Here is an 18,681-nt window from a genome sequence, read left to right on the forward strand (position 1 = left end):
ATCCGGGCCGCCGAGCAGATCGGTGTGACCATCCCCCGGTTCTGCGATCATCCGCTGCTCGATCCGATCGGCGCCTGCCGTCAGTGTCTCGTCGAGGTCGAGGGGCTGCGCAAGCCGATGGCGTCGTGCACCACCGTGGTCACCGACGGCATGGTGGTGCACACCCAGCGCAGTTCGGAGATCGCCGAGTCGGCCCAGCGCGGGGTCATGGAGTTGCTGCTGATCAATCACCCGCTCGACTGCCCGGTCTGCGACAAGGGCGGCGAATGCCCGTTGCAGAACCAGGCGATGTCCGCTGGTCGTGCAGAATCGCGTTTCACCGGAGTCAAGCGGACCTTCACCAAGCCGGTCCCGCTGTCGTCGGAAGTCCTGCTCGACCGTGAACGGTGTGTATTGTGCGCACGCTGTACGCGTTTCTCGGCACAGGTCGCCGGCGATCCGCTGATCGATCTCGCGGACCGCGGTGCGCTGCAACAGGTCAGCATCTACGACGACGAGCCCTTCGAGTCGTACTTCTCCGGCAACACGGTGCAGATCTGTCCGGTCGGGGCACTGACCAGCACTGCGTACCGGTTCCGCGCCCGCCCCTTCGATCTGGTGTCCACCCCGAGCGTGTGCGAGCACTGCGCGAGCGGATGTGCCCAGCGGACCGATCACCGGCGCGGAAAGGTACTGCGGCGGCTCGCCGGCGAAGATCCCGTGGTCAACGAGGAGTGGAACTGCGACAAGGGCCGCTGGGCGTTCGCCTATGCGACGCAGCCTGATCGGATCACCGCCCCATTGGTCCGTGGAACCGACGGTGAGTTCCGTCAGGTTTCATGGGCTCAGGCGCTCTCGGCGGCGGCGGCCGGTCTCACCGACGCCCGGGGACGTGCCGGGGTGCTCACCGGCGGTCGCCTCACCGCGGAGGACGCCTACGCCTACGTGAAGTTCGCGCGGATGGTGCTGCACACCAACGACATCGACTTCCGAGCCCGCGTGCACTCGGCGGAGGAGGAGGACTTCCTGGCGTCAACGATCGCCGCGCGCCGCGGGGACGTGACATACGCCGAACTCACCGCAGCTCCATCGGTCCTGCTGGTCGACATCGAGCCGGAAGAGGAGTCGCCGATCGTCTTCCTGCGGTTGCGCCGAGCTGTCCGCTCGTCGGCGACGCGCGTCCACACCATCGCACCGTTCCTGAGCGCGGGCGCCGAGAAGCTGTCGGCGACCCTACTGCCCTGCGTCCCCAGTGAGCAGCCCTCGATCCTCGCGGCGGCGACCACCGGCGACCTGCTCACGGAACCCGGTTCGGTCATCGTGGTCGGCGAACGTGCGACCTTCGCCCCGGGAACACTGTCCGCCGTCATCGACCTCGCATCCCGGACCGGCGCCCACATCGCCTGGGTTCCGCGACGAGCAGGTGACCGCGGAAGCCTCGACGTCGGCGCGCTGCCGAGCCTGCTCCCGGGTGGTCGTCCGGTGGCCGATTCGGATGCGCGAGCCGAGATCGCGCGGGCGTGGCGCGTCCCGGATCTCCCGGCGGGGCGCGGCCGGGACGGAGACGCCATCGTCGACGCGCTCGCCGCCGGACAACTCACCGCCGCAGTCGTCGCAGGTGTCGATCTCGACGACCTCTCCGATCCCGATCATGCCGAGGCTGCGCTTGTCGCAGCCGGATTCGTCGTCAGCCTCGAGATGCGACGGAGTCGGGTGACCGACCACGCCGACGTCGTCCTGCCGGTTGCGGCGGCCACCGAGAAAGCCGGGACGTTCGTCGACTGGGAGGGCCGGGCGAGGCCGTTCGACGTCGCGCTCCGCGACACGGGTCACCTGTCGGACCATCGTGTCCTCGGTGCTCTGGCACGTCAGCTGGGCATCGACCTGCGGTGCGACTCAGCCGACGACATCCATCGCGAGATCGCCGAGATCGGGGCGTGGTCCGGCCCGCGTGCCACGGCGGCGCCTGCCACATTTGTCGAGTTCGATCCCGATCGGCTGGCTCCCGCTGCCGGACAGGCGATCCTGGCCGGCTGGCGGATGCTCCTCGACTCCGGCCGCGGGCAGGACGGTGAGCCGCATCTGGCGGCCACGGCGCGTCGCCCGGTCGTGCGACTGTCGCCGACCACCGCGGCCGAGATCGGCGCGGCAGACGAATCCCTCGTTCGCGTTCGCACCCACGTCGGGGACGTCGAACTCCCCCTGTCGGTGACGGCGATGCCGGATCGCGTGGTGTGGCTGCCCCTCAACTCCCCGGGCTCGTCCGTCCTCCGACAGTTGGGCGTGCATCCCGGCGCGCTCGTGACGATCGAGGTGGCGCAGCGATGAGCACCGCTACGACCAGCACGGCCGCCGGCTTCCCCGATCTGCTCGACTTCGGGCGCGATCCGTGGTGGCTGATCCTCGCGAAGGCGCTGGCGGTCTTCGTCTTCCTCGTGCTCAACCCACTCGTCGCGATCCTCCTGGAACGCAAGATCATGGCGCGGATGCAGACCCGTATCGGTCCGAATCGTGTGGGTCCGCACGGCATACTGCAGAGCCTGGCCGACGGCGTGAAGCTCGCGCTGAAGGAGGGCATCACGCCCAGCGGAGTCGACAAGGTGATCTACCTGTTGGCGCCGATCATCGCGGTGGTGCCCGCCGTGCTCGCGTTCGCCGTCATCCCGTTCGGTCCGATGGTGTCGGTGTTCGGGCACCAGACCCCGCTCCAACTCACCGACCTGCCCGTCGGCGTCCTCTACGTGCTCGCGATGGCATCGATCGGCGTGTACGGCATCGTGCTCGCCGGCTGGTCGTCCGGCTCGACCTATCCGCTCCTCGGCGGTCTGCGTTCTACCGCGCAGGTGATCTCCTACGAGATCGCCATGGGCCTGGCATTCGCTGCGGTCTTCCTCGACTCGTCGACGATGTCGACATCCGGGATCGTCGCCGGACAGCAGCATCACTGGTACCTGCTGGTCTTGCTGCCGTCATTCGTCATCTACGTGATCTCGATGGTCGGCGAGACCAACCGGGCGCCATTCGACCTGCCCGAGGCCGAGGGCGAACTGGTCGGCGGCTTCCACACCGAGTACTCGTCGCTGAAGTTCGCGATGTTCATGCTGGCCGAGTACATCAACATGGTCACCGTGTCGGCGCTGGCGACCACCCTCTTCCTCGGTGGATGGCAGGCGCCCTGGCCGATCAGTCTGTGGGACGGCGCGAATCAAGGATGGTGGCCGGTCCTCTGGTTCACCCTCAAGGTCTGGGCGTTCCTGTTCGTCTTCATCTGGTTGCGGACCACGTTGCCGCGCTTGCGGTACGACCAGTTCATGAATCTGGGCTGGAAGGTCCTGATCCCGATATCGCTGCTGTGGATTCTGGTCGTCGGGGTCATCCGTGCGATCTTCGGTGCCGACGACGACACCGCGCGCACGCTGGTGTCGGCGGCGGCGGGTCTGGTGGTCACGGCGCTGATCGTCGTCGCCATCTGGTGGCTGATGCGGCTGCCGACACCACCCGACCGCAACCGTTCTCGTGACGAGAATCCCTACACCGCGCCACCCCTCGACGTCATCGACCCGATGGCTGGCGGGTTCCCGGTGCCGCCGATGCCCGGGCAGCGCGCCGGCGACCAACCAGACGGAGCGAGTCCAGCGGCCCCCGCGCCGACGAAGGAGACGACCGATGCCTGACCTCTTCAAGCCGCTCGCCGGATTCAAGGTGACCTTCGGATCGATGTTCGCCGAGCCGATCACCGAGTCGTACCCCGAGGAGAAGACCCCGACCGCGCCGCGGTATCACGGTCGCCACCAACTGAACCGCCACCCCGACGGTCTCGAGAAGTGCATCGGTTGCGAGCTGTGTGCGTGGGCGTGCCCGGCTGACGCGATCTTCGTCGAGGGTGCCGACAACACCGACGACGAGCGCTACTCCCCCGGCGAGCGGTACGGACGGGTCTATCAGATCAACTACCTCCGCTGTATCGGTTGCGGACTCTGCATCGAGGCGTGTCCGACCCGCGCACTGACCATGACCAACGACTACGAACTCGCCGACGACAACCGGGCCGACCTGATCTACGAGAAGGATCGCCTACTCGCGCCGCTCGCCCCGGAGATGACCGCACCACCACACGACATGGCCCCCGGCGCGACCGATGAGAACTACTACCGCGGTGAGGTGTCTGCCGACGGCTCGGTGGAACGAGGGGCATCGACGATCCCCGGCGACGTGTCATGAATGCCGCGATCGCCGCTGCAGCCAGCACCAGTACGGCGGAGGCCGTGCAGTTCTGGGTGCTCGGCACCGTGGCGGTACTCGGCGCGCTCGGGGTCGTGTTCGCCACCAAGGCGGTCTACTCGGCGATCTTCCTGGCCACCACCATGATCGTGCTCGCTGTTTTCTACGTCGCGCAAGGCGCGCTGTTCCTCGGCGTGGTTCAGGTCGTCGTCTACACCGGTGCGGTGATGATGCTGTTCCTGTTCGTGCTGATGCTGATCGGCGTCGACTCGTCGGACTCCCTGGTCGAGACCCTGCGCGGACAACGGTATGTCGCCATCGGTCTCGGCCTCGGATTCGGCGTCCTGCTGATCGCAGGCATCGCGAACGCATCGCTGGCCATCGCGGGAACACCCGGCGCGGTCGGCGGCACCGCGAACGGCCGAGGAGCGCTGAGCAGCACGATGCTCGAGGGGACCAACGGCAACGTCGAAGCCATCGCGATCCTGATCTTCGTCAAGTACCTGTGGGCCTTCGAGTTGACCGGCGCGCTGCTCATCGCGGCGACCCTCGGTGCGATGGTCCTGGCGCATCGGGAACGCTTCGGCCCGCGACGCAGCCAGCGGGAGATCGCCGAGGAGCGGTTCCGCCGCGGCGTCGACATGACGCCGCTGCCGAGTCCGGGAGTGTTCGCCCGCCACAATGCCGTCGACGTCCCGGCGCTGCTGCCCGACGGTTCGCCGTCGACGCTGTCGGTCAACGCGACCCTCACCGCGCGGCCCGGCCACAGCCGACCGGACGTCGAGCTGCGTGAGAACGGCGGTCCCCGATGAACCCGGAGAACTACCTCTATCTGTCGGCGCTGCTGTTCACCATCGGCGCCGCAGGGGTGCTGTTGCGGCGCAACGCGATCGTGGTGTTCATGTGCATCGAGCTGATGCTCAACGCCGCGAACCTCGCGTTCGTCACCTTCGCCCGCATGAACCACTCGCTGGACGGTCAGGTGATCGCGTTCTTCACGATGGTCGTCGCAGCCGCCGAGGTGGTGGTCGGCCTGGCGATCATCATGACCATCTTCCGTGCCCGACGCTCGGCCTCGGTCGATGACGCGGATCTGTTGCGACGGTAGGGAGGTCGGGTGAACGCCGAGATCACAGAGAACCTGCTCTGGCTGGTGCTCGCGTTACCACTGGCCGGAGCCGCGGTACTGCTCCTCGGCGGTCGACGCACCGACCCCTGGGGGCATCTCCTGGCGACCGCTCTCGCGATCGGATCGTTCGTGGTCTGCGCCGCGATGTTCATCGGGATGGTGGACAGGCCCGCCGAGTCGCGGGCGGTCGGCGACGTGTTGTTCAGTTGGATTCCCGTCGGCGCGTTGCAGATCGACTTCGGCCTCTCCCTCGATCAGCTGTCGATGTGCTTCGTCCTGCTCATCACCGGCGTCGGGTCGCTGATCCACATCTACTCGATCGGCTACATGGCCGACGATCCCGATCGCAGACGGTTCTTCGCCTATCTCAACCTCTTCTTGGCAGCGATGCTGCTGCTGGTCCTTGCCGACAACTATCTCGGGCTCTACGTCGGCTGGGAGGGCGTGGGTCTCGCCTCATACCTGCTGATCGGGTTCTGGCAGTACAAGCCGTCTGCGGCGACTGCGGCCAAGAAGGCTTTCGTCGTGAACCGGGTCGGTGACATCGGCCTGGCCGTCGCGCTGATGATCATGTTCGCCACCTTCGGCTCGGTGGCGTTCCAAACCGTCTTCGCCGGGGCCGGTGCCGCGGGTGAGGCGACGATGACCGCTCTCGGGTTCATGCTGCTGCTCGCGGCCTGCGGCAAGTCCGCGCAGGTGCCGCTGCAGAGCTGGCTCGGCGACGCGATGGAGGGCCCGACGCCGGTGTCGGCGCTGATCCACGCGGCCACCATGGTCACCGCAGGTGTGTACCTGATCGCACGGTCGGCGGTGATCTTCGACCTCGCACCCATCGCTCAGATCGGGGTGGTGACCGTCGGTGCGGTCACGTTGCTGTTCGGCGCGATCATCGGCTGCGCCAAGGACGACATCAAGAAGGCGCTCGCGGCATCGACGATGAGCCAGATCGGCTACATGGTCCTCGCCGCCGGACTCGGGCCCGCGGGCTACGCGTTCGCGATCATGCACCTGCTCACCCACGGCTTCTTCAAGGCCGGGCTGTTCCTCGGCGCAGGGTCGGTGATGCACGGGATGGGTGACGAGACCGACATGCGCCGGTTCGGCGGCCTGCGCACCGTCATGCCGATCACGTTCGCCACGTTCGGTGTCGGCTACCTGGCCATCATCGGTGTCCCACCGTTCGCGGGGTTCTACTCCAAGGACCACATCATCGAGGTCGCGTTCGGCGCGGGCGGCGCCAAGGGGCTGGTACTCGGCGGCGCCGCGCTTCTCGGTGCCGGGATCACCGCCTTCTACATGACGCGGGTCATGTTGATGACGTTCTTCGGTGAGCGACGCTGGTCGGCGGACGCACATCCGCATGAGTCGGGATCGTCGATGACGGGCCCGATGGTCCTGATCGCGATCGGGTCGGTGGCCTCGGGCGCCCTCCTGGCCGTCGGGGGCACCCTGGAGCACTGGCTGGAACCGGTGGTGGGCACCCATCATTCGGAGTTGGCGATACCGACCTGGTCGATGACCGTCATCATTCTCGCGGTCGTCGCGGTCGGCGTCGCGGTCGCGTGGCAGATGTACGCACGAGAGCCGGTGTCGTCGACAGCTCCGACCGATGTCACCGCCCTGACGACGGCCGCGCGCGCGGATCTCTACGGCGATGCCGCCAACGAGGCGCTCCTGATGCGCCCGGGCCAGCACGCCACCCGCGCACTCGTGGCGGTCGAGGATGACGGCGTGGACGGGGTGACCCGCGGAGTCGGGACCACCGTGACGGCACTGTCGGGCCGAATACGGCGCTGGCAGAACGGCTATGTGCGCTCCTACGCATTGTCCATCTTCGGCGGTGCAACTTTGTTGGTGGCCGTGGTGATGGTGGTGGGGCTGCGATGAGCATCAGCTGGCTGACCGTACTCTGGGTGCTCCCCGCACTCGGATCTGTTGCGACACTCGCGATTCCCGCTGATCGGGCCACAGCGGCCAAGTGGCTGGGTGCGGGGGTGACGCTGGCGACGCTCGTCGTCGCCCTGGGGCTCGCGGTGGCCTTCGATCCCGATGGGGCTCGCTACCAGTTCGTCGAGGACGTGAGCTGGATCCCGTCCTTCGGTACCCGGTATTCGCTGGGACTGGACGGGATCGGGCTCGTGCTGGTGGTGCTGACCGCCGCTCTCGTACCGTTGCTCGTGGTGGCCGGATGGAACGACGCGGATCGTCCGGAGTCGGCCGACGACACCGGTCCCGGCCGCCGCGCGCGGTCGCCGCACACCTACGTCGCGTTGACCCTGGCCGTCGAGGCCATGGTCCTGATGAGCTTTGTCGCCCTCGACATCCTGCTGTTCTACATCTTCTTCGAGGCAATGCTGATCCCGATGTACTTCCTCATCGGTGCCTTCGGCGACGGCGCCGGGAGCGGAGCGAGCGGGCCAGGTTCAGAAGGCACGCGCGACCGTGCATCCGCTGCGGTGAAGTTCCTGCTCTACAACCTCTTCGGCGGCCTCATCATGCTCGCCGCCGTGGTCGGGCTGTACGTGGTGACCGCACGGAGCGACCTCGGCGTCGATGGTGGTGGGACGTTCAGCCTGCGTACCGTTGTCGACGCCGCCTCGGCGGGCGAGCTGGACGCGAGCTCCGGCGTGCTGAAGCTCCTGTTCCTCGGTTTCCTCTTCGCCTTCGCGGTGAAAGCCCCGCTGTGGCCCTTCCACTCCTGGCTCCCCGGCGCAGCGGTGGCCTCGACACCGTCGACCGCGGTGTTGATGATGGCGGTGGTCGACAAGGTGGGGACCTTCGCGATGCTGCGGTACTGCCTGCAGATCTTTCCCGATGCGTCGAAGTACTTCGCTCCGTTGATCGCAGCGCTCGCCGTCGTCGGCATCGTCTACGGCGCGGTACTGGCGATCGGTCAGACCGATGTGATGCGGTTGATCGCCTACACCTCGATCTCTCACTTCGGGTTCATCATCCTGGGTGTGTTCGCCTTCACCACGCAGGCACAGACGGGCGCGACGTTGTACATGGTCAACCACGGGATCTCCACGGCCGCACTGTTCCTGGTCGCCGGATTCCTGGTCTCGCGGCGTGGTAGCCGCCTCATCGCCGACTACGGCGGAGTCCAGAAGGTGGCCCCCGTACTCGCCGGGACGTTCTTGGTCGCCGGTCTCGCCACACTCTCGCTCCCCGGGCTCGCGCCGTTCATCAGTGAGTTCCTGGTGCTGATCGGCACATACACGCGCTACCCGATCGCGGCGATCATCGCGACGAGCGCACTGGTCCTCTCGGCGATCTACATCCTGTGGACGTATCAGCGGATGATGGGCGGCCAGGCGCGCCCGGAGGGCCCCGGCGCCGCGACCCGTCGGATACCCGATCTTCGTCGGCGGGAGATGGTGGTCATCGCACCGCTCCTCGCACTGTTGTTGGTGTTCGGGATCTACCCCAAGCCGATCATCGACATCGTCGAACCGGCTGTGACACACACGATGACGACGACGGACACGCAGGATCCGAACCCAGCGGTACAGGCGAATGGCGGTGGACGATGACGACTGCGACGGTGACCGCGGCGGGACTCGCCACGATCGACGCCCCCAGCATCGCTTACGGTGCACTCTCGCCGATGGTGATCGTGTTCGCCGTCGGGGTGGTGGGAGTGCTGGTCGAGGCGTTCGCACCCAGGTCGGTGCGTTATCGCACCCACCTCGTGTTGGCGTTGGGTGGGCTGGTCGCCGCCTTCGTGGCGGTCGTCATCGTCGCGGCGGGCCGCTTCGCCGACGGCGGGCAAGGTGCGGTCACGATCTCCGGTGCCGTGGTGATCGATCGTCCCGCGGTGTTCCTGCAGGGAGTGCTCTTGCTGGTGTCGATCCTCGCCGTCGCCTTCATGGGCGAGCGTCGGCTCGAGCGTGTGGTCTCGCCGTCCACCGTGGCGCAGCGCGTCGCGGCCGGATCGTCGGTGCCGTCGGATTCGGTTGCCGCCGACATGTTCACGCCGTCGGGAGCATCCGTACCCAACACCGACGCCGAACTCGAGGCGACCCGCGCAGGCGCGGTCACCACCGAGGTGTTCCCGCTGACGATGCTGGCCGTGGGCGGGATGATGTTGTTCCCGGCGTGTGGCGACCTACTGACGATGTTCATCGCACTCGAGGTCTTCTCGTTGCCTCTCTACCTGCTCTGCGGTCTGGCCCGACGTCGGCGACTGCTGTCGCAGGAGGCCTCGCTCAAGTACTTCCTGCTCGGGGCCTTCTCGTCGGCCTTCTTCCTCTTCGGTGCAGCGTTCGTCTATGGGGGCACCGGGACCCTCGGCCTGGGTGAGATCGATCGGGCAATCCGCGCATCCGACGACCGCACCTTCGCGGTGATCGGCCTGGGTCTGCTCGCGGTGGGCTTGTTGTTCAAGATCGGTGCGGTGCCCTTCCACTCGTGGATTCCGGACGTGTACCAGGGCGCGCCGACCCCGGTGACGGCATTCATGGCCGCAGCCACCAAGATCGCCGCCTTCGGGGCCCTGCTGCGGGTCTTCTACGTGGCATTCGGTGGACTGCACGCGGAGTGGCAGCCGGTCGGCTGGGTGGTTGCGATCGCGACCATGCTGATCGGCGCGATCATGGCCGTGACCCAAACCGACATCAAACGCATGCTGGCGTACTCGTCGATCACCCATGCGGGCTTCATCTTGTTGGGGGTCATCGCCTTCGACCAAGGGGGCCTCGGCGCGACGCTCTTCTATCTGACGGCGTATGCGTTCTCGACCTTCGGCGCGTTCGCGACGATCGCCGTGGTCCGGGAGCGCACGGCCGGGAGCGCATCGAGCGGTCCGCATCTCTCTGGCCGCGAGGCCACGGAGTTGTCACAGTGGGCCGGGCTGGGTCGGCGGAACCCGTTGGTCGGTGCGATGTTCTCGATGTTCTTGCTGGCCTTTGCGGGTATCCCACTGACGAGCGGCTTCATCGCGAAGTTCGCGGTGTTCTCGGCATCGGCCGGAGCAGGCGGTTCGATTCTGGTGGTGATCGGAGTGATCAGCAGCGCCATCGCCGCATACTTCTACATCCGGGTCATCGTGGCGATGTTCTTCGCCGACTCCCCCGCCGATGCGCCGGAGGTGGTGAAGCCGAGCATCCTGACGACCTCGGGGATCGCGGTGTGCACGGTGGTCACCATCGCACTCGGTGTCTTCCCGCAGCCTGTGCTCGATCTGGCGGAGCACGCCGCACAGTTCCTCGGTTAGGCCGGCCGGCGGTCAGGGGTTCAGTAGTTCTCGAAGGCGGCGACATTCCGCCAGCTCGGGAACGTCGTCTCCCACACCCGATGAATCCGATCGTCGACATAGGCGGCGATCAGGACCACCTCGATCCGGGTCGGTTCCTCGCCGGGCCGCGATGTCGTGATCCAGACGCGGGCGGCCACCTTGTCGGCCGCCTCGACCCAGGCGTCGTCGTCGTAGGCGACGGCATAGGAGATCGCTGTGTCGTAGACGGCACGGTGACTCGCGGCGAACGCCTCGTACCCCTGTTCCACTCCGTCGGAATGCATCAGGAAATCCGGGTGATAGAAGGTCTCGATCGCATCCGGGTCCTTGCGGACCACCATCTGATCGAACATCGCCCGGAGTCGCTCCGCTGTCATGCCCTGAACCTAGCCCGCGTCACGCGCGCACGCCGCCAGATGGCCGAATGGTGAGGTACAGCTGAACGTACGGTGTCGCGTGCCGACGTGAATTGCTCTGTAGGCCAGGCTCTTCTAGGTTCGAGAGATGATCCGCACCTCGCGTCGCCGACAATTGGTCGGTGTCCTGCTCGCAGCCCTCGCGGCCGCCACCCTGACCGCTGTCCCGGCCTCCGCCGCACCGACCGCCCCCGGCGCCGCGCCGGCGCGCGGTGCATTCGATCTGCAGTCCCACCGCGGCGGTCGGGGGGAGCACACCGAGGAGTCGTTGGCCGGATTCGAGCGATCGCTGCGCCTCGGTGTGAGCACGCTCGAGTTGGACATCGTGCTGACACGAGACCTGACCCCCATCGTCTGGCACGACGCCACCATCCAGGCCGACAAGTGCCGCGACACCCGACCGGTGACACCCGGTGATCGTCAGTTCCCGTATGTCGGCAAGGTCGTCCATGACCTCTCGTACGCGCAGATCTCCACGCTGCGCTGCGACAAGAAGTTGGCCGACTTCCCCGATGCCCAGCCGATCGTCGACAACCGGATCGCACGGCTGCGTGACCTGTTCGATCTGACGCGTCGACTCGGTGCGCGGTCGATCGGCTACAACATCGAGACCAAGATCGAGGCAGAGAAGCGGTCTCAGTCGGCCAGCCCGGAGGAGTACGTCGGCGTGATCGTCGCGACCATCCGCGCCGCCGCAGCCGCGCAGGGGGCCCCGATCCGGGCGACCATCCAGAGCTTCGACTGGCGGACGCTCCCGATCGCGGCGCAGTTGGCTCCCGACCTGCCCCGTGTCGCGCTCTGGGACGAGACCACCTGGAAGCCGGGTTCGCGGTGGTTGGGACCGGTCAGCTACGCGGGGGTGAAGGGTGACGTCATCGCCGGCGCCCGGCAGGTGGCCACCGTGCTCTCGCCCGGCTACTCGGTGCCCTACGGTCAGACCACGTCCGATCCCGGCTTCCGCCTGATCGCCGACCGCGCCTTCGTCGACCGTGCCCATCGCCTCGGTCTGAAGGTGATCCCGTGGACCGTCAACGATCCGGCGACCATGAACGCGCAAATCGAGGCCGGCGTCGACGGCATCATCACCGACTACCCGACCCGCCTGCGTGCAGTCATGCGCGATCGCGGCATGCCGCTGCCCGCGCCGATTCGCTGAGGCGGGCTCTGCTCCCGACTGTTCTGTAACCCTTCACCCTCGTCTGTCGATCTATCCCCGGATCGACGTGATAGCGAGCACATCCAGCCACGTGTGTGATCGCGACGAATACAGGTCTCGACCTGCAAGTGAAGGCACTGACGATGGCATACACTCCACCCCCGGCCGCGGCACCGACTCCGGCCAAGAACAGCATTGCAAAATGGGTTCTCGGCGGCATAGCGGCCGTGTTCTTGATGATCGCATCGTGCGCGGTTGGCACCGGAATGAGCAGTTCCGGTGCCGATCCGGCGACTGCATCGACCACCACGGTCACCGATTTTGCGACGATCACAGAGACCGCCACACAGACCACAACGGTCGAAACGGCAGGCCAGACGGCGGATACCGGCGCGACTGTACGTCGTGGACTCGTCCCAGACCGGACAACTGCTGTCGAGGCACCCGACTACACGCCGCCCACCACCACGCCGTACACTCCGCCGACTACGGATTCCTCGCCCTCGAGCTACTACTCGAATTGCTCGGAGGCTCGCGCGGCAGGCGATGCGCCGCTGTACGCCGGACAGCCCGGCTATCGCGCAAAGCTCGATCGAGACGGTGACGGCGTGGCCTGCGAGTGAGCCCCCCTGAAACGGAACAACCCCTACCGGATCGGTAGGAGTTGTTCGCTGAAGTGGCGGAAGGGGTTTGAACCCTACTGGGCCCGCAGCCGGCCACTTCCCGGATTTTTGACACCTCATCGGGGCTGACTGTGCACTCTGCGCAGCTGGCCGCGCTCAGGTGTCATTTCTCCGCCGACCCCACAGCTCCGGGCCAGATCCGAGCCGGGCGACCCCCAGAAACAGGACAACCCCCTACCGGATCGGTAGGGGGTTGTTCGCTGCGGTGGCGGAGGGATTTGAACCCTCGGTACGGGGTTACCGCACACAGCATTTCGAGTGCTGCACCTTCGGCCGCTCGGACACGCCACCGCGGAAGACTGTACCGCAGTCGCTACAGCCACCGAAATTGGCTGGTCAGAGCGGCCTGAGCAAGATCAGTCCTTGCCGGTGACCTTGTCCTTGATGCTGTCGACGGCGCCCTTGACCTTGTCGGCGGCCTCGGTGACCTTCTGCTTGCCCTGGGCGACGGCCTGGTCGCCCTGGCCCTCGGCCTTGAGCTCGTCGTCGTTGCTGATGCTTCCCGCGGCTTCCTTGCCGCGGCCCTTCAGCTCTTCTGCCTTGTTCTGTGCGTCGTCAGCGATTCCCATGTGATTTCCTCCCTATACGCGAGAGCGACGGCCGGTTGCCGTCGTCAGCCATGACCGAGTACCCGAAACATCGGCATTTGATGCTTCGAGTGAGATGAACCGTCGGTCAGCGGTTGGTGAACTTGTCTTTCAGACCACCGAGCTTGTCCTTCGCCGTGGCGAGGGCACCTTGCACGGTGTCGCTCTCGGCGAACTCGTTGATCTTGTCCTTCGCGGTGTCGACCGCGTCCTGGACCTTCTCGTTCGACGCGATGTCGGAGATCTTCTGGCGTGCGGTCCCGACAGCGTCCTGGACCTTGTCGTTGGACGCGATGTCGTTGATCTTCTCGCGCACGGCGTCGACCGCGTCGTTCACCTTGTCGTTGGGTTCGGCCATCGATCCTCCTCGGGTGGGCCGGGCATGCGTCGACCCCTCCAATCTGCCACGATGCCGTGCAGCTGGCCACCTGCTCGACGACTCGTCATCGAGCTGTTGCCTGCGATCACGGATCGATCACGAGCGGCGAGGCCGGAAGAAGTCGAGCATGAGTTCCCGACACTCGTCCTCGAGGACGCCACCACGCACTTGTGGTCGATGGGCCAGCCGTGGGTCGCGCACGACATCCCAGAGTGAGCCGACCGCGCCCGTCTTGGGCTCCCACGCACCGAAGACCAGCGCATCCATCCTGGACAGGGTGACCGCGCCGGCGCACATCGTGCACGGCTCGACGGTCACCGCGAGCGTGCAACCGGGTAGACGCCACCCGTCGCCGAAGGCCGCGGCCGCGGCGCGGAGAGCGAGGACCTCGGCATGTGCGGTCGGGTCCGCGTCGGCTTCGCGGCGGTTCGAAGCGCGGGCGAGTTCCACCCCGTCCGGGTCGAACACCACCGCACCGATGGGGATGTCGTCCGAGCCCGAGGCGCGAGCGGCATCGAGCGCCGATCGCATCATGGATTCCCAGCGGACGAGCTGCTCCACGACGGTCAGTGCCCCAGGGAGTCCAGCACCTTGGCGAGTTCGTCGGCGAAGCCGAGGCGGGCGGCGATCATGCCCAACTGCTCATCGGCGTAGAGGTCGGTGTCCCCGACGATCACGCTCATGACCGCGTCGGGCAATCCGAGGTCGGCGAGCACCGCGAGGTCACCTTCTTCCCACGGGTCGACGTCGTCGAGGTCGTCGGAGTCGATGTCGGGGACGTCGATGTCGAGGGCGTCGAGGACGTCGGCGGCTACGTCGTAGTCGATTGCCGCGGTGGCGTCGGAGACCAGCAGTCGGGCACCGCCCGGCGCCGGACGCAGCACGATGAAGAACTCGTCGTCGACGTCGAGGAGGCCGAACACGGCTCCGGCGGCGCGCAGGTCACGGAGTTGCCGCTCGGCATCGGCGAGGTCGGTGAGCGCGCTCGCCTTCAGCGCCGTCACCTTCCAGGCCGCTTCCTCGCGGACGACGGCCACGGCGAACCCGTCGATGTCCTCACTCACGTCCTGCGTGTTCGAACCACCCGAGCTCCCAGCGCCGGCACCAGCCATGCAGGTCACCGTAGTCGTTATCTCGCCGCACCCCCAAGTCCCGCCCCACAGGCCGTCACGGTGTCAGCGACCGTCCTGACCACGTGGTGTGCCACTGTGTGGTGGTGACCACGGACGCTTCGTTGCCACCGATCTGCGTGCTCGGATTGGGACTGATCGGCGGATCGCTGCTGCGCGCCGTCGCCGACTCGGGTCGGGAGGTGTACGGCTACAACCGTTCTGAGGCCGGAGCGGATGCCGCGGTCGCAGCCGGGTACACGGCCTCGACAGACCTGGAGGAGACCCTGGGGTGGGCCGCCGCGGGAGATGCGCTGATCGTGGTGGCGACACCGGCCACCACCCTCGACGACCTGCTGCCGCGGATCGCCGAACTCGCACCCGACTGCCGGCTGACCGATGTCGTCAGCGTCAAGGAGGCGGTGACGCGGGCGGTGGCCCGCCATCACCCGACAGCGCGCTACGTGGGCGGCCACCCGATGGCGGGCACCAGCCGATCGGGCTGGTCGGCGACCGATCCCGACCTGTTCCGGGGTGCGATGTGGATGGTCTCGACCGGCGACGACGCCGATGCCGACACCTGGCACACCATCGCCACCCTCGCGCTGTCCGTCGGCTCGCTGGTCGTGCCCGCCGCCGATGACGCACACGATCGCGCCGTGGCCGCGATCTCCCACCTCCCGCACCTCACCGCGGACGTGACGGCAGCCGTCGGCGCGGGCGAGAGTGGCCTGGCACTTCGGCTGGCAGCCGGTAGCTTTCGCGACGGTACCCGCGTCGCCGGTACCGCTCCCGCGCTGCAGCGGGCAATGCTCGAGGCGAACGGTGTCGCACTCCTGAACGTGCTCAGCGAGGCCATCGACCGACTGACCGCCGCACGCGACGAACTCCGCGACCACGGCACCGTCGAGGTGTTGACCGACGACGGCCATCGGGCCCGTCTGGCCTACGACGAGGTCGCCGGGGCCGAACCGTCGGCGATCACCGGGGTGACCGTCGGCGCCGACGGCTGGCAGGAAGAGCTGCGCCGCCAGGCACACCAGGGCAAGGTCTGGATGGGCTGACAACGCAACCTGTCACACGCTCAGGCCCGCTGTGCCACCCGCCGGGCCGCATCACGGAGAAGTCCCGGTACCAGCGACCGGTGCACGCCCGAGAGCGTCGTCCAAGCGAGGCGTCCGACGATTCGGTCGTACCGGATGTAGGTGGTGAGCGACAGTCGGTCACCGACGGCGCGCACCACGAGATGTGCTGTGAGGAACCAAGATCGAGCTTCCATCCGCACCCAGTCCGCGGTCTCCTCGGCGAGCCGCCAGCCGGCGATGGTGTCCGGACTCGTACCGCGGCTCAGAGTGATGTGTAGCAGCCCGGTCCAGATGAACCGCTCGCCGGGGGTCGGCACGTCGCCGAACATCGCGCGGGCGTAGTCCTGCGGCGCCGCCCCGATCGGGGTGGTGAGTTCGTAATGGTCGATGTAGTCGGCATCCAACGAGGATCGGTTGCGGACGTCGACGCCTGCAGCATCGACGCCTACGGCACCGAGGATCTCGCCGCGCTCAGGGTTCTCGGTCCGGGACATGGTCACCTTCGGGTCGATATACGGTTGCGTATAGAGCGCGACACTACCCGATTTGTACGGCAGCGTATAGATCGGAGATCGAGGAGAACCCATGCCCAGGAATGCACGCACGCCCCGTGACCGATGGGTGGACGAGGCGTTGTCGGCGCTGGCCGAAGGCGGACCCGACGCTGTCCGCATCGAGGCGTTGGCGCGTCGGCTCGGCGTCACGAAGGGTGGCTTCTACGGGTACTTCGACGACCGTGGTGCGCTCCTGGACGCTGCGCTCGACCGGTGGGAACGCGACAGCGTCGACGACGTCCTGGCAGCGATCGAGCGGACGGGCGGTGACCTGCGCGAACAGGCGGTGCTCGCCGGGCAACTGACCTTCGCCGACGACCTGCTACCCGTGGACCTGGCCGTCCGGGAGTGGGCCCGCCGGGACGATGAGGTGGCACGCCGGTTGCGTCATGTCGACGAGCGTCGAATGGGCTTGCTGCGGACTGCCCTGGCCGACGACTCGCGCTCGGAGGACGAGCTGGAAGCCTGGTGCCTCATCGCGTTCTGCGTGGCGATCGGCAACGGCCTGCTCCGCGCCGAGCACCCCCGTCACACGCGCGATGAGGTCATGGCGACGGTTCGTCGGCTGGTGGTCGGAGAGGGCTGATCAGACGCGATTCCGGTCAGACGCGATGTGCGAGGTCGGTGTAGTCGACCACGAAGCCGTTGTCGTCGATCGTGATGGTGGAGTTCGCCACTGGCGACACCACGTCGATACCACCCGAGGAGTTCGGGGTATAGGTCAGCGTCGCGGCTTCTACCCGACTGCTGGGCAGGTAGAGGTAGGCGACCGGGACCTCGACCGCACCGGCGGCCTCAGCGATCCGGCGCCGACGGATCGGCAATGCGTTGAACAGTGGCGACAAAGCGAGGTCGACGTCCTGGGCCTCGCTGAAGTCCTCGCGGATGGTGCCCTCGGAGGTCTGGATCAGCCAGTTGTGCTCACCGTCGCGCAGGATGCCGATCTGCGTCTCGCCACTCTCGCGCACCAGGTGCACCGAGAGGCGCTTTGTGACACCGAGATCGTTGGTGACCAGCTCATACGATGCCGAGAACGCTTCCTGCTCGCCGTCGGCGGCGGCGATGATGCGGCCATAGGCCTTGATGCGCTCGCCGCTGACGTGCACCCGTACCTGCTCGAGGCGGTCGGTGCCCTCACCACGCCAGGTGATCAGGGTCTTGTACTCGGGCGCGGACTCCTGGGCTGGGTCCTGGGCTGCCGTATCGGAAGGACTCACGGGTACACGGTAGCGATCCGCCGTGCTCAGCACACAATCTCCGGCCGGACCCGACTGCGACCGGCCGACCGTGACTCACATCATGGGTCGCGTCATGCGGTGCAGGACGCGGTGCGCGCAGCAGTCGTCTCCCCCACGCGGTCGGTGACCACAACCTTCCCGTCGACCTTGATGGTGCAGCTGGCGGTACCGTCACCCGCGATGACCAGCAGCCGGAGCGGCATGGTGGAACCCGTGAACGCGATGGTCCAGGTGGGCGGCGCGCTGATGACGGTCTGTAGTCCGCCGTCATCGATGTAGAGCAGCGTGGCGGTTCCGCTGACGGTTGTCTCGTAGACGATCGACTTGCCGGTCGCGTCGATGCGGGGAGCTGTCGGGTCGTCGGTGCCGCCGGGCGGGACGAGTCCAGGCTGTCGGGCGCCCGGTTGGTCGGTGTCAGGCGTGCGGGTCCGAGGTGCAGTCGGATAGGTCGGGACCTCAGGAAGTTCGGTGATCGTCGGGAGGGCCGAGTCGTCCGGTGTCGGGTCGGGCCGGAGCCACGACGCCCCGGCGACGGCCACGAGTACCGCGACGACGAGTAGCACGACGGCGACCGCCAGCCCGGCGAACGGTCGACGCGCACGGTCCGGCGAGTCGACCGTCTCCGGTCCGGCACCGTCGTCGCTCGGCGGCGGTGTCGGTGGACGTTCGGAACGCAGCGGTTGGCCGGGCACGAACAGTGGCGTGCCGTCGGGGCCGTGGCCCAGCGGCGGATAGAGACCACCTGAGAGCGGTCGACGGTAGAGGTCGCCGAGTGGCTGCCGTTCCGGGTCCTCCGGTCGGGTCATCCTGCGCCTCCTCCACCTCGCCGATCGATCCCTGGGCTCCTGACCGGAGTCCGGGGTCGTCCCTCGACCCTACGAGTGCGGCGCGTACGCGGCCACCAGGCGG

20 protein-coding genes and 1 tRNA gene are annotated in these 18,681 nt (G+C 67.2%); 12 read left to right on the forward strand and 9 right to left on the reverse strand.

Features of this window, described 5'->3' with window-relative positions; genetic code table 11:
• The 8 genes from GS4_RS07420 to nuoN form a co-directional block, all read left to right on the forward strand.
• Positions 1-2,307: NADH-quinone oxidoreductase subunit G (locus tag GS4_RS07420; RefSeq protein WP_007619121.1), on the forward strand; the 2,307-nt coding region annotated here is incomplete at its 5' end.
• Complete coding sequence (nuoH, locus tag GS4_RS07425) at positions 2,304-3,653, forward strand: NADH-quinone oxidoreductase subunit NuoH (RefSeq protein WP_007619123.1); 1,350 nt, start codon at positions 2,304-2,306, stop codon at positions 3,651-3,653. The genes GS4_RS07420 and nuoH, both read left to right, overlap by 4 nt.
• Positions 3,646-4,200 carry an NADH-quinone oxidoreductase subunit NuoI gene (gene nuoI / locus GS4_RS07430; RefSeq protein WP_007619125.1) on the forward strand — a complete coding sequence of 185 codons (555 nt, stop codon included), beginning with the start codon at positions 3,646-3,648 and terminating at the stop codon, positions 4,198-4,200. Before nuoH ends, nuoI begins: the two co-directional genes overlap by 8 nt.
• Positions 4,197-5,012 carry an NADH-quinone oxidoreductase subunit J gene (locus tag GS4_RS07435; protein WP_007619127.1) on the forward strand — a complete coding sequence of 272 codons (816 nt, stop codon included), beginning with the start codon at positions 4,197-4,199 and terminating at the stop codon, positions 5,010-5,012. The genes nuoI and GS4_RS07435 overlap by 4 nt, the downstream gene beginning before the upstream one ends.
• Entirely contained in the window at positions 5,009-5,308 is a 300-nt protein-coding gene (gene nuoK / locus GS4_RS07440; protein WP_007619129.1) for an NADH-quinone oxidoreductase subunit NuoK, read from the forward strand. Before GS4_RS07435 ends, nuoK begins: the two co-directional genes overlap by 4 nt.
• 9 nt (positions 5,309-5,317) lie before the next feature.
• Entirely contained in the window at positions 5,318-7,216 is a 1,899-nt protein-coding gene (gene nuoL / locus GS4_RS07445) for an NADH-quinone oxidoreductase subunit L (protein ID WP_007619135.1), read from the forward strand.
• Positions 7,213-8,862, forward strand: coding sequence for an NADH-quinone oxidoreductase subunit M (locus GS4_RS07450; protein ID WP_007619137.1), 1,650 nt, complete (start codon positions 7,213-7,215; stop codon positions 8,860-8,862). Before nuoL ends, GS4_RS07450 begins: the two co-directional genes overlap by 4 nt.
• Entirely contained in the window at positions 8,859-10,544 is a 1,686-nt protein-coding gene (nuoN, locus tag GS4_RS07455; protein ID WP_007619144.1) for an NADH-quinone oxidoreductase subunit NuoN, read from the forward strand. The genes GS4_RS07450 and nuoN overlap by 4 nt, the downstream gene beginning before the upstream one ends.
• A gap of 20 nt (positions 10,545-10,564) precedes the next feature.
• Here nuoN and GS4_RS07460 read toward each other — a convergent pair whose 3' ends face one another.
• Positions 10,565-10,942 (reverse strand): nuclear transport factor 2 family protein, encoded by a 378-nt coding sequence (locus tag GS4_RS07460; RefSeq protein ID WP_007619145.1) that lies wholly within the window; start codon positions 10,940-10,942, stop codon positions 10,565-10,567.
• 127 nt (positions 10,943-11,069) lie between these two features.
• On the opposite strand from GS4_RS07460, the gene GS4_RS07465 reads away from it, so the two are divergent.
• Positions 11,070-12,137: a glycerophosphodiester phosphodiesterase family protein gene (locus GS4_RS07465; RefSeq protein ID WP_007619146.1), complete on the forward strand. Its 1,068-nt coding sequence runs from the start codon at positions 11,070-11,072 to the stop codon at positions 12,135-12,137.
• Between the two features lie 95 nt (positions 12,138-12,232).
• Positions 12,233-12,760 carry an excalibur calcium-binding domain-containing protein gene (locus GS4_RS07470; protein WP_007619147.1) on the forward strand — a complete coding sequence of 176 codons (528 nt, stop codon included), beginning with the start codon at positions 12,233-12,235 and terminating at the stop codon, positions 12,758-12,760.
• 263 nt (positions 12,761-13,023) lie between these two features.
• Here GS4_RS07470 and GS4_RS07475 read toward each other — a convergent pair.
• From GS4_RS07475 to GS4_RS07495, 5 genes are all read right to left on the reverse strand, one after another.
• Positions 13,024-13,111: transfer RNA gene (locus GS4_RS07475), tRNA-Ser, on the reverse strand.
• Between the two features lie 65 nt (positions 13,112-13,176).
• Positions 13,177-13,389 carry a CsbD family protein gene (locus GS4_RS07480; RefSeq protein WP_007619148.1) on the reverse strand — a complete coding sequence of 71 codons (213 nt, stop codon included), beginning with the start codon at positions 13,387-13,389 and terminating at the stop codon, positions 13,177-13,179.
• A 106-nt stretch (positions 13,390-13,495) separates the two neighbouring features.
• The gene (locus tag GS4_RS07485; RefSeq protein WP_007619150.1) at positions 13,496-13,765 is read right to left on the reverse strand and encodes a hypothetical protein; all 270 of its coding nucleotides are present in this window, start codon (positions 13,763-13,765) and stop codon (positions 13,496-13,498) included.
• 117 nt (positions 13,766-13,882) lie between these two features.
• Positions 13,883-14,320 carry a nucleoside deaminase gene (locus tag GS4_RS07490; protein WP_040509880.1) on the reverse strand — a complete coding sequence of 146 codons (438 nt, stop codon included), beginning with the start codon at positions 14,318-14,320 and terminating at the stop codon, positions 13,883-13,885.
• A 32-nt stretch (positions 14,321-14,352) separates the two neighbouring features.
• Positions 14,353-14,898, reverse strand: coding sequence for a tRNA adenosine deaminase-associated protein (locus GS4_RS07495; protein WP_040509874.1), 546 nt, complete (start codon positions 14,896-14,898; stop codon positions 14,353-14,355).
• Positions 14,899-14,996: 98 nt separating this feature from the next.
• Between GS4_RS07495 and GS4_RS07500 the strand changes: the two genes are divergently transcribed.
• Positions 14,997-15,959: a prephenate dehydrogenase gene (locus GS4_RS07500; protein WP_007619153.1), complete on the forward strand. Its 963-nt coding sequence runs from the start codon at positions 14,997-14,999 to the stop codon at positions 15,957-15,959.
• Between the two features lie 20 nt (positions 15,960-15,979).
• On the opposite strand, the gene GS4_RS07505 is transcribed toward GS4_RS07500, so the two are convergent.
• Positions 15,980-16,474, reverse strand: a complete 495-nt coding sequence (locus tag GS4_RS07505; RefSeq protein ID WP_040509875.1) for a DUF2867 domain-containing protein — start codon at positions 16,472-16,474, stop codon at positions 15,980-15,982.
• Positions 16,475-16,565: 91 nt separating this feature from the next.
• Between GS4_RS07505 and GS4_RS07510 the strand changes: the two genes are divergently transcribed.
• The gene (locus GS4_RS07510; RefSeq protein WP_007619155.1) at positions 16,566-17,120 is read left to right on the forward strand and encodes a TetR/AcrR family transcriptional regulator; all 555 of its coding nucleotides are present in this window, start codon (positions 16,566-16,568) and stop codon (positions 17,118-17,120) included.
• Positions 17,121-17,136: 16 nt separating this feature from the next.
• On the opposite strand, the gene GS4_RS07515 is transcribed toward GS4_RS07510, so the two are convergent.
• Both GS4_RS07515 and GS4_RS07520 read right to left on the reverse strand, forming a co-directional pair.
• On the reverse strand, positions 17,137-17,751 hold the full coding sequence (locus GS4_RS07515; protein WP_007619156.1) for a putative glycolipid-binding domain-containing protein: 615 nt from the start codon (positions 17,749-17,751) through the stop codon (positions 17,137-17,139).
• A gap of 92 nt (positions 17,752-17,843) precedes the next feature.
• The gene (locus tag GS4_RS07520; protein WP_007619158.1) at positions 17,844-18,578 is read right to left on the reverse strand and encodes a hypothetical protein; all 735 of its coding nucleotides are present in this window, start codon (positions 18,576-18,578) and stop codon (positions 17,844-17,846) included.
• Between the last annotated feature and the right edge of the window lie 103 nt (positions 18,579-18,681).

Source organism: Gordonia soli NBRC 108243, from assembly GCF_000334455.1.
Taxonomy (GTDB): domain Bacteria; phylum Actinomycetota; class Actinomycetes; order Mycobacteriales; family Mycobacteriaceae; genus Gordonia; species Gordonia soli.

Coding starts and splice junctions, on each gene's coding strand:
- nuoH (WP_007619123.1), top strand. CDS start 2,304: ATGAGCACCGCTACGACCAGCACGGCCGCCGGCTTCCCCGATCTGCTC.
- nuoI (WP_007619125.1), top strand. CDS start 3,646: ATGCCTGACCTCTTCAAGCCGCTCGCCGGATTCAAGGTGACCTTCGGA.
- GS4_RS07435 (WP_007619127.1), top strand. CDS start 4,197: ATGAATGCCGCGATCGCCGCTGCAGCCAGCACCAGTACGGCGGAGGCC.
- nuoK (WP_007619129.1), top strand. CDS start 5,009: ATGAACCCGGAGAACTACCTCTATCTGTCGGCGCTGCTGTTCACCATC.
- GS4_RS07450 (WP_007619137.1), top strand. CDS start 7,213: ATGAGCATCAGCTGGCTGACCGTACTCTGGGTGCTCCCCGCACTCGGA.
- nuoN (WP_007619144.1), top strand. CDS start 8,859: ATGACGACTGCGACGGTGACCGCGGCGGGACTCGCCACGATCGACGCC.
- GS4_RS07460 (WP_007619145.1), bottom strand. CDS start 10,942: ATGACAGCGGAGCGACTCCGGGCGATGTTCGATCAGATGGTGGTCCGC.
- GS4_RS07465 (WP_007619146.1), top strand. CDS start 11,070: ATGATCCGCACCTCGCGTCGCCGACAATTGGTCGGTGTCCTGCTCGCA.
- GS4_RS07480 (WP_007619148.1), bottom strand. CDS start 13,389: ATGGGAATCGCTGACGACGCACAGAACAAGGCAGAAGAGCTGAAGGGC.
- GS4_RS07485 (WP_007619150.1), bottom strand. CDS start 13,765: ATGGCCGAACCCAACGACAAGGTGAACGACGCGGTCGACGCCGTGCGC.
- GS4_RS07490 (WP_040509880.1), bottom strand. CDS start 14,320: ATGATGCGATCGGCGCTCGATGCCGCTCGCGCCTCGGGCTCGGACGAC.
- GS4_RS07495 (WP_040509874.1), bottom strand. CDS start 14,898: ATGGCTGGTGCCGGCGCTGGGAGCTCGGGTGGTTCGAACACGCAGGAC.
- GS4_RS07505 (WP_040509875.1), bottom strand. CDS start 16,474: ATGTCCCGGACCGAGAACCCTGAGCGCGGCGAGATCCTCGGTGCCGTA.
- GS4_RS07510 (WP_007619155.1), top strand. CDS start 16,566: ATGCCCAGGAATGCACGCACGCCCCGTGACCGATGGGTGGACGAGGCG.
- GS4_RS07520 (WP_007619158.1), bottom strand. CDS start 18,578: ATGACCCGACCGGAGGACCCGGAACGGCAGCCACTCGGCGACCTCTAC.